Origin of the sequence: Paucibacter sp. TC2R-5 (assembly GCF_025717605.1) — a bacterium.
In the GTDB taxonomy this organism is placed as follows: Bacteria; Pseudomonadota; Gammaproteobacteria; order Burkholderiales; family Burkholderiaceae_C; genus Paucibacter_A; species Paucibacter_A albus.
Window position 1 is genome coordinate 350,595 of record NZ_JAJIRQ010000002.1, and the last position, 13,038, is coordinate 363,632.

General features: G+C 64.9%; 11 protein-coding genes. 7 read left to right on the forward strand and 4 right to left on the reverse strand.

Features of this window, described 5'->3' with window-relative positions:
* Positions 1-9: 9 nt before the first annotated feature.
* A complete protein-coding gene (locus LNV08_RS05240) occupies positions 10-1,026 on the forward strand; it encodes a two-component system response regulator (RefSeq protein ID WP_263532615.1) in 1,017 nt (338 codons plus the stop codon).
* Positions 1,027-1,041: 15 nt separating this feature from the next.
* Here the strand turns inward: LNV08_RS05240 and LNV08_RS05245 are convergent, their stop codons facing one another.
* On the reverse strand, positions 1,042-2,799 hold the full coding sequence (locus tag LNV08_RS05245; protein ID WP_263532616.1) for a diguanylate cyclase: 1,758 nt from the start codon (positions 2,797-2,799) through the stop codon (positions 1,042-1,044).
* A 254-nt stretch (positions 2,800-3,053) separates the two neighbouring features.
* Between LNV08_RS05245 and LNV08_RS05250 the strand changes: the two genes are divergently transcribed.
* The 3 genes from LNV08_RS05250 to LNV08_RS05260 all read left to right on the forward strand — a co-directional run bounded on the left by LNV08_RS05250 (position 3,054) and on the right by LNV08_RS05260 (position 5,950).
* On the forward strand, positions 3,054-4,604 hold the full coding sequence (locus LNV08_RS05250) for a methyl-accepting chemotaxis protein (protein WP_263532617.1): 1,551 nt from the start codon (positions 3,054-3,056) through the stop codon (positions 4,602-4,604).
* Positions 4,605-4,635: 31 nt separating this feature from the next.
* Positions 4,636-5,391, forward strand: coding sequence for a hypothetical protein (locus LNV08_RS05255; protein WP_263532618.1), 756 nt, complete (start codon positions 4,636-4,638; stop codon positions 5,389-5,391).
* A gap of 178 nt (positions 5,392-5,569) precedes the next feature.
* Positions 5,570-5,950, forward strand: a complete 381-nt coding sequence (locus tag LNV08_RS05260) for a hypothetical protein (RefSeq protein WP_263532619.1) — start codon at positions 5,570-5,572, stop codon at positions 5,948-5,950.
* A gap of 28 nt (positions 5,951-5,978) precedes the next feature.
* On the opposite strand, the gene nadC is transcribed toward LNV08_RS05260, so the two are convergent.
* Both nadC and LNV08_RS05270 read right to left on the reverse strand, forming a co-directional pair.
* Positions 5,979-6,845 carry a carboxylating nicotinate-nucleotide diphosphorylase gene (gene nadC / locus LNV08_RS05265; protein ID WP_263532620.1) on the reverse strand — a complete coding sequence of 289 codons (867 nt, stop codon included), beginning with the start codon at positions 6,843-6,845 and terminating at the stop codon, positions 5,979-5,981.
* A 14-nt stretch (positions 6,846-6,859) separates the two neighbouring features.
* Positions 6,860-7,558 carry a fumarylacetoacetate hydrolase family protein gene (locus LNV08_RS05270; RefSeq protein ID WP_263532621.1) on the reverse strand — a complete coding sequence of 233 codons (699 nt, stop codon included), beginning with the start codon at positions 7,556-7,558 and terminating at the stop codon, positions 6,860-6,862.
* An 87-nt stretch (positions 7,559-7,645) separates the two neighbouring features.
* Between LNV08_RS05270 and LNV08_RS05275 the strand changes: the two genes are divergently transcribed.
* From LNV08_RS05275 to LNV08_RS05285, 3 genes are all read left to right on the forward strand, one after another.
* Positions 7,646-8,608 (forward strand): septal ring lytic transglycosylase RlpA family protein, encoded by a 963-nt coding sequence (locus LNV08_RS05275; RefSeq protein WP_263532622.1) that lies wholly within the window; start codon positions 7,646-7,648, stop codon positions 8,606-8,608.
* Positions 8,609-8,714: 106 nt separating this feature from the next.
* The gene (locus LNV08_RS05280) at positions 8,715-9,902 is read left to right on the forward strand and encodes a GGDEF domain-containing protein (RefSeq protein ID WP_263532623.1); all 1,188 of its coding nucleotides are present in this window, start codon (positions 8,715-8,717) and stop codon (positions 9,900-9,902) included.
* Positions 9,899-11,086 carry a GGDEF domain-containing protein gene (locus tag LNV08_RS05285; protein WP_263532624.1) on the forward strand — a complete coding sequence of 396 codons (1,188 nt, stop codon included), beginning with the start codon at positions 9,899-9,901 and terminating at the stop codon, positions 11,084-11,086. Before LNV08_RS05280 ends, LNV08_RS05285 begins: the two co-directional genes overlap by 4 nt.
* A gap of 203 nt (positions 11,087-11,289) precedes the next feature.
* On the opposite strand, the gene LNV08_RS05290 is transcribed toward LNV08_RS05285, so the two are convergent.
* A complete protein-coding gene (locus tag LNV08_RS05290; protein ID WP_263532625.1) occupies positions 11,290-12,915 on the reverse strand; it encodes a diguanylate cyclase domain-containing protein in 1,626 nt (541 codons plus the stop codon).
* Positions 12,916-13,038: the final 123 nt, after the last annotated feature.

Genomic DNA, 13,038 nt, shown 5'->3' on the forward strand with positions numbered 1-13,038 from the left:
CCCGTGCCCATGCCGAACTCGCCGCTCTTGATCGTTGATGACGACCCGAGCAACCTCGCGGTGCTGCGCCAGATCCTGTCGCCGTATTACGCCTTGGTGTTCGCCCGCAGCGGGCCCGACGCCATGGCCGCGGTGCGTAAACACGCGCCGGCGCTGGTCTTGCTGGATGTGCAGATGCCCGGCATGGATGGCTATAGCGTGTGCCGCCAACTGAAGGCCGACCCCAGCACGCAAGCGATCCCGGTGATCTTCGTCACATCCCTGTCCGAGGTCGGTGACGAAGCGCGCGGCTTTGCCGCCGGCGCGGTGGACTACATCATCAAGCCGGTCTCGGCGCCCATCGTGCTGGCGCGGGTCAAGACGCATTTGTCCCTGGTCGGCGTGGCGCAGCTGGAGCAGGTCTATCACGACGCCATTTATATGCTGGCCGCCGCCGCCCACTTGAAGGACAAAGACACCGGCGCCCATATCTGGCGCATGGGCGCCTATGCCGGCGCCATCGCCAGCGCCTGCGGCTGGAGCCGCGCCGAGCGCCGCCTGCTGGAGTTGGCCGCACCGATGCATGACACCGGCAAGATCGGCATCCCCGAGACGATTTTGTGCAAGCCGGGCAAGCTGGACGGCGCCGAGTTCGCTTTGATGAAAACGCACTCGCAGATCGGCTTTGAAGTGCTGTCCATGAGCCAGGCGCCGGTGTTCAAGCTGGCGGCCGAGATCGCGCTATGCCACCACGAAAAATGGGACGGCAGCGGCTACCCCGGTGGCCTCAAAGGCGCGGCCATCCCGGAGTCGGCGCGCATCACCGCGATTGCCGATGTGTTCGACGCGCTGGGCATGCGCCGGCCCTACAAGGCCGCCTGGCCGATGGAGCGGGTGCTGGCCACCGTGGTGGAGGGCGCGGGTACGCATTTCGAGCCCCGGCTGGTCGAGGTCTTTATGTCCATCCTGCCGCAGATTCAGGCCATCAAATGCGAATGGGACGAACGCGAGGCCACCGGCCCGATGACCATGCCGGCCGAGTTGTGAAGCGGTCCGTTGGCCTCAAGCCTGCGCCGGCGCCACCCGGTTGCGCCCCAGATGCTTGGCTTCGAACAACTTGGCATCCGCCGCATTGATCAAGTCCTCCAGGCGCGCGGCCTGAACTCGTTCGGCCACGCCGATGCTGGCCGTTAGCAAGGGCGCCACATTATTGAGTGCGGGTCGGCTGTTCTCGATCGACAGACGCAAGCGTTCGGCCAGCAGGCAGGCTTGCTGCAAGTCGGTCTCGGGCATCAAGAGCACAAACTCCTCCCCGCCCCAACGCGCCAAGATGTCGCCGGCTCGGCAACATTGTTCAAGCAAGCGAGCCACCTTGACCAAGGCCTTGTCGCCGGCAGCATGGCCCATTTCGTCATTGATCTGTTTGAAGTGATCGAGATCGAGCATGATCAAACTCAGTGGCCGGCTGTTGCGCAGCGATGTGCTCCAAGGGGCCGCCGCCTGCTCCAAAAAGGCGCGACGGTTGCGCAACTGGGTCAGCGGGTCCAAACGCGCCATTTGCTCGGCGCGCAAGGCCGCATCTTGCTGTTGCCGCACCCAGAAAGCCAAGGCCAGGGCCAAGAGGCTGGCCTCGAACATCAGCCCGACCTCCAGCGCATGAAAGGTCCAGGTCTTGAAGGGAATAACGCTCCAGGTCGACAAGGTTGTGACCAAGGTACCCACCATGCCGCACAGGGCCGCGATCAAAAAGTAGCGCCCGGCGCGCCGGCGCTGCCGCAAGGTGAGCCAGCCCAGCCCGACCATCGCGAAGGTAAAGATCGTCACAAAAAAGAACGCCAATAACGTCGCCGCAAGATGCCAGTCACCCAACACGGCGGCCAACATCCCCAGCAGGCCAAGCCCGCAAAACCACTGCACCGCCCGCAAGGCGCGGGGCGCATGTTCACGCAAGGCCAAAAAGCGCGCTGCAAAGAGCAGGCCGCTGCAGCCAAACAACACAATCAACACCACGATAATGTAGAGCTGCCAATAGACGGCGCCGGGCCAGAACCAGGCCTGGCCATGGCCGGTGTAGGCCATATTCATCGCAATCAGCGTGGCCAGATAGAGCGCGTAATAAAGGTAGCTGCGCTGGCGCAGGCCGGCGAACAGCAGCAAGTTGTAGACGCACAGCGCAAACAAAAATCCGTACACCAGACCGTAAAAATAGCCAGTTTGCAGCCGGCGCTGAGCCAATTGCCCCGGTGTCACGAGTTCCAGCGGCAGCAGCATCGGGTCCACCGAGGCGACGCGCAAGAACAGCTCGCTGTCACCTGGCGGCAGCCGCAGCGCAAACACGAAGCCCAGCACCGGGGTCAGGCCTTGCGCGCCCGCTTGCTCGTCACCGGTGTGCACTTGTGTGAGCAGCTTGTCGCCTTGCAGTTGATAGAGCGCCACGCTGTCCAGCCAGGTGGTCCCGGCCAGCAAGCGCATCTCCACGGCCTGCGCGCCGGGATTGTGCAGCGCCAGCCGCAGCCAGACCGGCGGCGCGCCGATGCCGAAGTTCAGCACTTGTTGCTGGCCCGGATTGAACTTGCCGGCCCGCTGCAAGGCCTGGGCCTGCGCCAGATCCAGCGGCTGCGCCACAGTTTCACCCGGCGTCTCGATGAAAACCTCGGTCTGCAGGCCGAGCGAACCGCCGGGCAAGCCTGTCAAACCTGTCGAACCTTTTACAAGCAAGGGCTCCGCGCCCACCCGCCCTGCCTGCAGCAGCAGCAAGATCAGCAGCAGGATCGGCAGCTTCAGCAGCAGCTTCAGCCAAAGGCGCGAGCCCCCGCTCACGGCTTCGGCTCGCCAACGCGACGCCAATGGCCTGAAGATCACAGCGGTGCAATGGCTTGAACTCACCCACTCAGTCTAAGCCGACACACACCCGCCGCATTGAAGAAAAGCCAGTGTGAGCAGGCGCAATTTGGCCCGGACTCAAGATTGCCAAGCCCGCGCCGATAGCTGAAGATGCGCCTATCGCCCTGCGCCCAACAGGGCTTTGCCCACCGGCCCGCTCGTCTCGAAGAATCTTTCTCATGGAGTCCCGCATGAAACTGAATCTGGCCCAACGCATCTTGCTGTCCAACGTCATCTTGCTGACGGTTTTCTTGGCGGTCATTGCGGCCATCATGGTGATGATGGGGCGCATGGACACCGTCAATGACGACATCAACGACAACAATATCCCGCAGCTGACCAGCCTCTCGGCGCTGAACGATTCGGTCAACGGGCGCGGCATCGCCATACGCAATTTGGCCCTGCTGCCCGCCGCCAAGCACGAGGCCGAGATTGCCACCTTGTTGAAATTGCGCGAGCAGGGCAATGAGGCGATCAAACACATCAAGGAGCAGTTCGTGCCCGGCGACGCCACGGCCGAAGAAATCGCCGAGGCCAAGGACATCATCGCCAAAAACCTGGCCTCGCGCGCGCTGGTGGACGAGCTGCTGGCGCTGATCAAGGACGGCAAAAAGGATGAATACGTCGAGCTGCTCTATGGCCGCTACGACGGGATGGAAGACGAGATCTTGGCGCTGCTCGACAAGCTCAGCACCCAGATGGAAGAAGCCGCCCGCAAAGACGGTGAAAGCGCTGCGGCCGCCTACGACAACGCCCGCCTGACCGCGATCATTGGCTTGGGGCTCGCCGTCGCCTCGGCGGCCTTGCTGGGCTTCACGCTGCGCCGCTATGTCTTGCAGCGCCTGGGCGCCGACCCCACCGATCTGGCCGAGATCGCCCAGCGCATCGCCGCCGGCGACCTGCGCGCGCTCAAGCACAACGGCGTGACCTTCCAAGGCAGCGTGATCGAGGCCATGGCGACGATGCAGCAATCGCTCTCAAACCTGGTCAAGGCGGTGGGCGATAACGTCAACGCGGTGGTCAGCGCCAGCGAAGAAATCGCCCATGCCAGCCATGACCTGAGCAACCGCACCGAGCAGCAGGCGGCCAATCTGGAGCAAGTCGCCGCCACCGCGCAAGAACTTAACAGCAGCGTGCAGCGCACCTCGGCCTCGGCTCACGAGGCGCATCAACTGTCCAACGCCACCAGCCAGGCGGCCGATGCCGGCGGCGAGGCGGTGGGCCGGGTGGTCAGCACCATGGAGCAGATTCAAGCGTCCTCGCGCCAGATCGGCGAGATCAGCTCGGTCATCGACGGCATCGCCTTCCAAACCAATATCCTGGCCTTGAACGCCGCCGTCGAGGCAGCGCGGGCCGGCGAGCAAGGGCGCGGCTTTGCGGTGGTGGCCAGCGAGGTGCGCAGCCTGGCGCAGCGCAGCGCCGAGGCGTCCAAGCAGATCGGCGCCTTGATCGCCCGCTCGACCGAGACCGTCAATGACGGCGCCAGCCTGGTCGACAAGGCCCGCCACACCATGGAAGAGCTGCGCGGCTCGGTGCAAAAAGTGCAAACCATGATCAGCGAAATATCGAGCGCCACCCAAGACCAAGCGACCAGCTTGGGCGAGGTCTCGCAGGCGATACGCCAGCTCGATGAGATGACGCAGCAAAACGCCGCCATGGTGGAAGAGACCACCGCCTCTTCGGACAATCTGCGCCGCATGGGCAGTGATCTGAAGCAGCACACCGATCGTTTCCAAGTCTAGTTCGGCCAAGCCAGTGCCTCGAAAGGCGATCATGATGAAACAAGATTCGCGCGTGAACGTCAGCGTCTGCCTCAGGCCGGCCGCTTGGGGCTTGTTGGCGCTGGCCTGCGCCGGCCCTGCCTTGTCCGGGCGTCCCTTGTCCAGCGATGACGCCGCCACCGCCGACCCCGGCAGCTGCCAGCTGGAGGGCTGGGGCGAGAAGGTCGGCAGCAGCCGCGCGCTGGTGTTGGCGCCGGCCTGCGGCATCGTCGAAGGCCTGGAAATCGACGTCGACTACACCCACCCGCATCCGCGCGACGAGATCCGAGGCGAAAGCGGCTTCGCGGTCAAATGGGCGCCCAAAAGCTGGGGGCTGTTGACCTCGGCCGGGCAGATCAACTTCGGTCTCAAGGCAGGCGTCGGCTTCGAGCGCCCGAGTGACAGCGGCTGGCGGCGCAATGGCCAGGGCTTGCTGGGCCTGGCGACGCTGGTGGTCAACGAAGACTTTGCCCTGCATGCCAATCTGGGGCCGCATCAAGACCGCGCCAGCGGCCTGACCGGCACGGCGCTGAATCTGGCGCTGGTCTGGGTGCCCAGCCCCATGGGCCTGCTGTTCGCCGAGGTGCAAAGCAATGATCGCCGCAGCGTCTTTGGTGGCACGCAACGCACCATGGGCGGCCTGTGGTGGGTGACACCGGACAAGCTGGGCCTGAGCCTGACCGTCGGCCAGCAAGCCGGCAGCAGCCAGATGCAATGGACGCTGGGCTTTGGCTGGTATGGCCTGACGGCTTGGGAAGCAAGCCCTTGATTTCTGCTTCAGCCTCTGCCGTAGCGTCTGCTTAAACGCCTGTTTTCGTGATTTTTTGCTCAAACCCGGGCCAACCCACCCCCTCGGGCAAGGGTGGCGCGTCAAGGCCGCTGGCCTTAAGCTGGCAACATAGTTTTCAGGCACCTGGGGTGCCACTCCACCACAAAGGTTGAATCCCATGAAGCGCAATATCACCGCCATCGTCCTGTCCAGCCTGAGCCTGCTGGCCGGCGTCGCTCAAGCCGCCAGCCCCGCCGCCAACGAATCGGCCGCCGGCAAGGCGCTGCGCGCCGAATGCGCCAACAAGTACAGCGCCAACTACGCGCAGGCCGATCAAGCGCAAGCTTCGGCAACTGCCGAATACACCTTTGTGTATCACAAAGGTCAGTACAAGGGCGAGCATGTGGCCGGCCAAAGCCTGGACTGCACCGAGCAGCAATACGCCTCTTACCTGAACACGGTTGATCTGGACCGCGTGATGAACGCCTACCCGACCGCCGCCGGCCGCCCCAGCATCAAGGCGCCACGCCTGCCGCGCACGCCAAGCGCCGGGAAGTAATGCTCAGAAAGGGCTGTTACCGCGGCCCTTACAGCGGCCCATCGACGCGCATCGAGTAGTCGACCGCCCGCACATCCTTGGTCAGGCGGCCGATCGAGATGCGATCGACGCCGGTGGCGGCGATCCAGCGCAGCTGATCGAGTACCACGCCGCCCGACACCTCCAGCAGCGCACGGCCCGCGCTCAAGGCGACCGCCTCGCGCATCATGGGCTCGCTGAATTCATCCAGCAGCACACTGAGCGCGCCGCCGTCCAGCGCCTCCTGCAACTCGGCCAGCGACTCCACTTCGACCTGGATGCTCACCCCCGCATTCAAAGCCTGGGCGGCCTTCAGCGCCGCGCTGACGCCGCCGGCGGCGGCAATATGGTTTTCCTTGATCAGAATGCCGTCATACAGCGCCAGCCGCTGATTGGCGCCGCCGCCCGTGCGCACCGCGTACTTCTGCGCCAAGCGCAGGCCCGGTAGGGTTTTGCGCGTGTCCAGCACCAGGCAGCCACGCGGGTTCGTGCTGGCGCCGGCAATGGCCTGGACATGCGCGCGGGTCAGCGTCGCGGTGCCCGACAAGAGCTGCAAAAAGTTCAGCGCCGGCCGCTCGGCCGAGAGCAGCAGCCGGCCGTCGGCCTCGATGCGGCAGACCACGGTGTCGGCGTTCATCAAGGCGCCTTCGTCGTACAACCATTCAATCCGGCTGGAGGCATCAAGCGCCGCGAACACGCCCTCGAACCAATCGCGTCCGCACAGCACGGCCTGCTCGCGCACCCGCACATGGGCCTTGACGCGGCGCCCGGCCGGCACCAGCTGCGCGGTCCAGTCACACAGGCCGATGTCCTCCAACAGAGCATCGCGGATATTGCGCTGGCGCGCCTCGGAAAGGGTTTCGTTGTGATCAAACATGGATAGGCAGGAATTTAGTCGCGCGCGCTGATGGTCAAACGGATGTCGGGCAGGCCGGCAATCTGGCCGGTGATCACATCGCCGGGCAAGACCGGCCCGACGCCTTCGGGCGTGCCGGTGTAGATCAAGTCGCCGGGCTGCAGATGGTAGAGCTGAGACAGATTGGCAACGATTTCGGCCACGTTCCAGATCATGTCGGACAAGTCACCACGCTGCTTTTCTACACCGTTGACGGACAGCGTTATGGCACCGGCGCCCATGGGCCCGGTCTCGCTGGCCCGCACCAGCTCGGTGATGATGGCGGACTGATCAAAGCCCTTGGCGGTGTCCCAGGGCCGACCATTCGCTTTTGCCTCGGCTTGCAGGTCGCGCCGCGTCATGTCCAGGCCGGCGGCATAGCCCCAGACCGCCGCGCGGGCCACCTCGGGCGTCACCTTGAACACCGGCGCGCCCAAAGCTACCACCAGCTCCATCTCGTAGTGGTAATTCTTGGTCGCGGGCGGGTAGGCCACCGCGCTGCCGGACGGCACCAAGGCGCAGGCCGGCTTGCTGAAGTAGAACGGCGGCTCGCGGTCCGGGTCCGAGCCCATCTCGCGGGCATGAGCGGCATAGTTGCGGCCCACGCAGAAGATGCGCGAGACGGCATAACGGGCGCTGCTGCCGCGCACGGCCACGCTGGGCTGAACCGGCGGGGTGAAGATGTAGTCGCTCATATTCACTTGCTGAAAAAGAAGGTTCGCGCAGCATACGACTGTTCGCGCTGCTTGGTCGGCACGCCGAAATGGTTTAGGGTAGCGCCCATGTCAAGAATTCTGCGCTTTTGCCAAGACTCGGTTTGCCAAGGTTTGATGCCACTGCTGGTCGCCGCCGCCTTCGGCTTGGGCGGCTGCGCCAGCCGCTCGCCACTCACCCCCGCCAACAGCGACAAAGACGGCCCCGAGGCCGTCATCCCGCCCAATCTGCAGCAAGTGCCCAATGCCTTGCCTCAGCTCGAACCCATACGCAAAGGCGGGCCCAACAAGCCTTATGAGGTGTTGGGCCAGCGCTATGAGCCGATCACCGAGGACAAGCCCTTGAGCGAGCGCGGTCTGGCCTCCTGGTACGGCAAGAAGTTCCATGGCCGCTCAACCAGCAGCGGCGAAATTTACAATATGTACGCGATGACGGCAGCGCACCCGACCATGCCGATTCCGAGTTATGCCCGCGTGCGCAACCCTTCCAATGGGCGCGAAGTGCTGGTGCGCATCAATGACCGCGGGCCGTTTCATTCAACCCGCATCATCGACCTGAGCTACACCGCCGCGCTGAAGCTGGACATCTTGCGCGGCGTCACGCCGGTCGAGGTGGAGCGCATCACATTTGAGGACATTCGCACCGGCGCCTGGCGGCGCGGCAGCGGCGATGAGCTCGCCCCACTGGGCGACGCGCCGGTGTTCGCAGCGGCCCAGCCGGTCGGCGCGCCGCAGCCCGACAGCATCAAGACCCAGGCGCCCACGGTCCCGGTGGTCACGTCGCCGCGGCATGCCGCGCCGGGCTTTTGGGTGCAGATGGGTGCTTACGCCAAGCTCGATGGCGCCGAACAGTTCCGCCAAAAGCTGCTTGTGGAGCTGGACTGGATGGCGCCGCTGCTGGCGGTGTTCAAAGACGGCGGCTTGCACCGCCTGCAAGCCGGCCCGTTCAGCTCGCGCGACGATGCCCGCCAAGCGGCCGAGCGCGTCAAGCATGCGCTGAATATGAACGCCCTGGTCGTGGAACGACGCTGACACAGAATCACTGTTGTGAAGACTGCGCTTGTGTCTGCCTCGGCGCTGGGCGATCATGGGGGTCAGATCTTGCGCGCTCTATGCGCGCGCCCGCATGCCCACACCCATGCCCCCATTTGACGCCAACACGCTCTCGCTCGTAACTGCCGTAGTCAACGGCTTCATGGCCCTTGTTTGGCTGGTGATGGTGCGCTCGTTCCGGATCGCGCCGGCGGCCAGCCGGCTCTTGAGCGCCGCCTATTTCTTGTTCATACCCAGCCTGCTGTGCCTGCAATGCCAGAGCTGGTGGCCCAGCGCTTTCGGGATCTGGCCGCAGTCTTTTTGCAGTCTGGCCGGCTTTGCCCTGATGAGTTTGGGCGTGCGCCGTTTGATGCGCTTGCGCCAGCACTGGGGCGATGTGGCCGTCATCACCGGCGCAGCTGCCTTGTTGATGCTGAGCGGCGCAGGGGCCGGGCCCAACTTGCCAGCGCTGGTCTTGGCCACGGCCCTGCTCTCGCTCCTGTGCGCGCGCGATATCTGGAGCGGCGGGCGGGCGCTGCAAGCGGCTTGGCTGACCGCCCTGCTGGCGCTGCCTTTCAGCTTGACCGGACTGCTCTTGCTGGCGCGCACCGCCAGCCTTTGGTGGTTGGCGGGGGCCGAGGGCTTCTTCATGCAAGGCAATGCCGACCGCGCCACGCTGGCCTGGCTCTACCTGCTGATGACGCTGATGATTGCCTTAGGGCTGGTCAGCATTGTTGTGATGCGCTTGATTGCGCGCATTCATTACATGACGCTGCGCGACCCCTTGACCGATGCGCTGAACCGGCGCGCCTTCGGCGCCGAGCTGCAGACCTTGCAGGCACAGGTAGAGCGTGGCCATCAGCACAGCTTGGTGATGCTGGATGTTGACCATTTCAAGCGCATCAATGACCGGCTGGGGCATGCGGCCGGCGACGCGGCGCTGCTGCATCTGGTGGCGGTGCTGCAGGCCAATATGCGCGAGCTGGACCGCCTGGGCCGACTCGGCGGCGAAGAGTTCTGCCTGCTGCTACCGCATACGTCCCAGCAAGATGCCAGCCGCGTGGCGCAGCGGATCTGCGAAGCCTTGCGCCAGCAAGGCTTGCTGTGGCAAGGCGCTTCGGTGCCCTTGACGGCGAGTTTTGGCGTGGTCGCCTGCCAGCCCGGCGACCCTCAGGGCGACAGCACCTTGGCGATGGCCGACTGGCTGGTTTACCGCGCCAAGTCCGCCGGGCGTGACCGCATCTGCGTGGCCGACCCCGACATGATGCTGGGCCGCATGGTGACACCAGCATGAGCGCAGGCCTGGGCACCGATCCCCTGACGCTGCTGGCGGCAACCATGCTGCTGTACTTCGTCGCCTGCGTGGCCTGGCTCTTGCTGGCCATGGCGGCGCGGGTGGCGCCACGAGTGTCACTCGGCTTAGCGCTGGCCAATGGCTTGTTGGCGGCTGCGCTGGCTTGTCTATCGTTGCGGGGCCAGGCCTCGGCGTGGCTGGCGTTCTGGGGCGCGGATGTGTTGGCGCTTGCCACCCTGGCCAGCTTGCGCCTGGTGATGCCGGCCTTGAGCGATGGGCGTGATCAGGCTTCGAACCCTGCGCTGGCATGGCCCAGCGCCCTGGGCCTCTTGTTGCCTGCGGCTCTGGCGCTGGCCTGGCTGCCTTACGAGGGCGATATGCGCTGGCAGACCCGCATCGTCTTCGGCAGCGGCCTGGCCCTGACCTTGCTGGCCGCTGTTGATGCCTGGCGGCAGTTGCGGGCTCGCCTGTCACTGCGTTTGGCCAGTCAGCTGGCGGCGCCCTTGTTTGTGATTGCGCTGCTCTTGCTGCTGCCGCTGGTGAATTCGCTGATCCGCCCGACGGTGGCTTTTGATCTGCTGCAGAACAGCGAATTTCAGCTCGCTTGGGGCTGGGCCATGCTGGGCCTGGGCCTGTTGATCAACGCCACCATGGCGCTGCTGGTGTTGGCGCGCGTGGTGCTGGACATCCAGCGCCTGACCCGCTTGGACCCGCTGACCGCTGTCTTGAACCGGCGCGCGCTCAGCGAGGCCATTGATGACGAGCACCTGCGCTTGCAGCGCGGCAAGCCCTATGCACTGGTGATGATTGACATGGACCACTTCAAGCAGCTCAACGATAACCTGGGCCACGCCGCGGGCGATGCGGCCCTGCTGCGAGCGGTGCAGGTGCTCAGCCCTTGCGTGCGCGATGTGGACCGGCTCGGTCGCCTCGGCGGCGAGGAATTCTGTGTGCTGCTTCCGCTGACCGATCTGGCCGGCGCTGCGCTGGTGGCCGAGCGCATGCGTCACAACATGGAGGCCAGCAGTTTTGAGTGGCAAGGCAAAACCTGGCCCCTGACCGCCAGCTTCGGCGTGGCCGAGGCGCTGCCCGAAGATGTCAGCGCCGACGCGGTGCTGCGGCGCGCCGACAAGGGCATGTATCGCGCCAAGGCGCAGGGGCGCAATTTGGTTCAGGAAGCTTAGTTAGTTCAAAGGCTGAGAACTTTTGTAGCGAGCGGCCGTCAGGCTAGGCGGGCGGAGCACAGAAACCGGAACGTACTCCCTGTACGTGAGGATTTCGACAACGAAGTTGCGGCGAGACTCATATTTGCGAAGCAAATGTGATGTCGGAGCCAACATCCGACCAACGACGCATGGCGGTTGCGCAGTAAAAAGTTCTCAGCCTCTTAGGCCAGCGCCACCCGGTTTCGGCCCAGGTGCTTGGCCCGATACATCGCGCTTTCGGCCCGGCTCAAGAGCAGATCGGTCGCATAGGGCGGTGCGTTGGCCAGGCCTATGCTGAGCGTCACGTCCAGCCCCTCGGCCAGCCGCGCCCAAGGGTGCTGTTCGACCGTTTGGCGCAGGCGCTCGCAGACCTCAAAGGCGCGGTCGGCGCTGGTGTCGGGCAAGACCATCAAGATTTGCTCGGCGTCCAAGCGCAAGAGCAAATCACTGCCGCGCGTGTTGTCACGCAGCATCTGCGCCAAAACCTGCAGGATGTTTTGAGCCACGCCCTCGCCATGGTGGGCGGTGATGGAGCCGAGTCGGTCGATGTCCACCAAGGCCAGGGTGAGTGCCGCGCCGCGCTGCTCTGCCGCGTGCATCAGGCCCGGTAAGCGCAGCTCCATGCAGCGCCGCGTACCCAGACCGGTCAAGGGGCAGCGCAAACCGGCTTCCTCGTCGAGCGCTGCGCTGTCGGCGCCCGGTCCCTCGCCGGCCAAGGCCCGCTCGGCCTCGATCCGGCTGACCACAAAGCGTGCTTGAGCCGTCAGCTGCGCGACCGTGCGATTGCGCTCGCCGGCCTGATAGAGCTCCAGATGCGCGAGCGCCCGGGCGCTATCGCCCAGCGCCTTGTGCGCCCGGTATGCGGCATGCTGCAGCCGCTGCCAAACGGCCTGCTGGGTCAGCCCCGTCGCCTCAGCCAATAAATCATCCAGGGCCAGCGCGGCTTCGGCTGCATGCCCGCGCAATAAATCAAGCTCGGCCAAGGAGCAGCGCGCGCGCCGGTCCAAGGCTGTGAAGTGGTGCTCCCTGATCACGGCAAGGGCCGCTTGCAGGACGCGCTGTGCTTCGTCCAGCTCGCCTTGATGCAGCAGCACTTCGCCCGCATTGCTCTCGCTCAGCGCCAGCAAAAACGCATCGCCCAGCACCAGCGCATGAGGGCGCACCAGCGCGGCATGGTGGCGCGCCCGCTGCAGCGCATCGGCAGCCTGGCGCTGATGGTCGGCGTGGCTGCTGTGGCGCAGCAGATGAAACATGCCGAGCGCCACGGTAGCCAGATTGTTGTGCGAGATCATCAATTCAAAATCGCTGGCCGCGCTGCCCAGCAGGGACGATGCTTCATGCATCAGCCGCTCGGCCTGCCAAGGGTCGCCCATGCGCTCAAGGCAGGCGCCGACAGCGTTCAGCGCGATCGCGATCAAGGCTTTGTTGTCCAGTTGCCGGGCGCGCGCCAAGCTCTCATTGACATAGCCCAGCGCCGCCTCGAACTCGCCCAAATCGGCCGCCGCGAAGGCCATCCAGCGCAGCAGTTCACACAAGGCGGTGCCACTGCCCTGTTCACGAAAACCCGGCAGCAGCGCCTGGCCGGCGCTCAACATTGCCACCATTTCACCGCGCCGAAACAGGAAGAAGGCCCGCAGCATGCCGGCCTCCAAATGCTCTGCGCTATAGCCGCGCTGCCCGGCCGCCATCCAGGCCTGCGTGGCCAGCTTCAAACCCAACTCCAGATTGAGCTGCTTTTGCGCGCGCGCGCTCGCCAGCCACTCAACGATTTGCTCGCCACTGACCTCCTCGGGACGGAGCTCCTGCATACCTGTCTTCCTTCGCACTTGACCAGGGCGCAAGCGTAGCCGATCCGGGCGCAAGTGCTGAGCCCGCGAATGAGGGTGGCTGATTCAGCTCAAAAACTGTTGGACTCTTGCCTTCCCCTAGCT

Excerpts from the sequence above, each read along its gene's own strand:
- LNV08_RS05240 (WP_263532615.1), top strand. The coding sequence starts at position 10 with ATGCCGAACTCGCCGCTCTTGATCGTTGATGACGACCCGAGCAACCTC.
- LNV08_RS05250 (WP_263532617.1), top strand. The coding sequence starts at position 3,054 with ATGAAACTGAATCTGGCCCAACGCATCTTGCTGTCCAACGTCATCTTG.
- LNV08_RS05255 (WP_263532618.1), top strand. The coding sequence starts at position 4,636 with ATGATGAAACAAGATTCGCGCGTGAACGTCAGCGTCTGCCTCAGGCCG.
- LNV08_RS05260 (WP_263532619.1), top strand. The coding sequence starts at position 5,570 with ATGAAGCGCAATATCACCGCCATCGTCCTGTCCAGCCTGAGCCTGCTG.
- nadC (WP_263532620.1), bottom strand. The coding sequence starts at position 6,845 with ATGTTTGATCACAACGAAACCCTTTCCGAGGCGCGCCAGCGCAATATC.
- LNV08_RS05270 (WP_263532621.1), bottom strand. The coding sequence starts at position 7,558 with ATGAGCGACTACATCTTCACCCCGCCGGTTCAGCCCAGCGTGGCCGTG.
- LNV08_RS05275 (WP_263532622.1), top strand. The coding sequence starts at position 7,646 with ATGTCAAGAATTCTGCGCTTTTGCCAAGACTCGGTTTGCCAAGGTTTG.
- LNV08_RS05280 (WP_263532623.1), top strand. The coding sequence starts at position 8,715 with ATGCCCCCATTTGACGCCAACACGCTCTCGCTCGTAACTGCCGTAGTC.
- LNV08_RS05285 (WP_263532624.1), top strand. The coding sequence starts at position 9,899 with ATGAGCGCAGGCCTGGGCACCGATCCCCTGACGCTGCTGGCGGCAACC.
- LNV08_RS05290 (WP_263532625.1), bottom strand. The coding sequence starts at position 12,915 with ATGCAGGAGCTCCGTCCCGAGGAGGTCAGTGGCGAGCAAATCGTTGAG.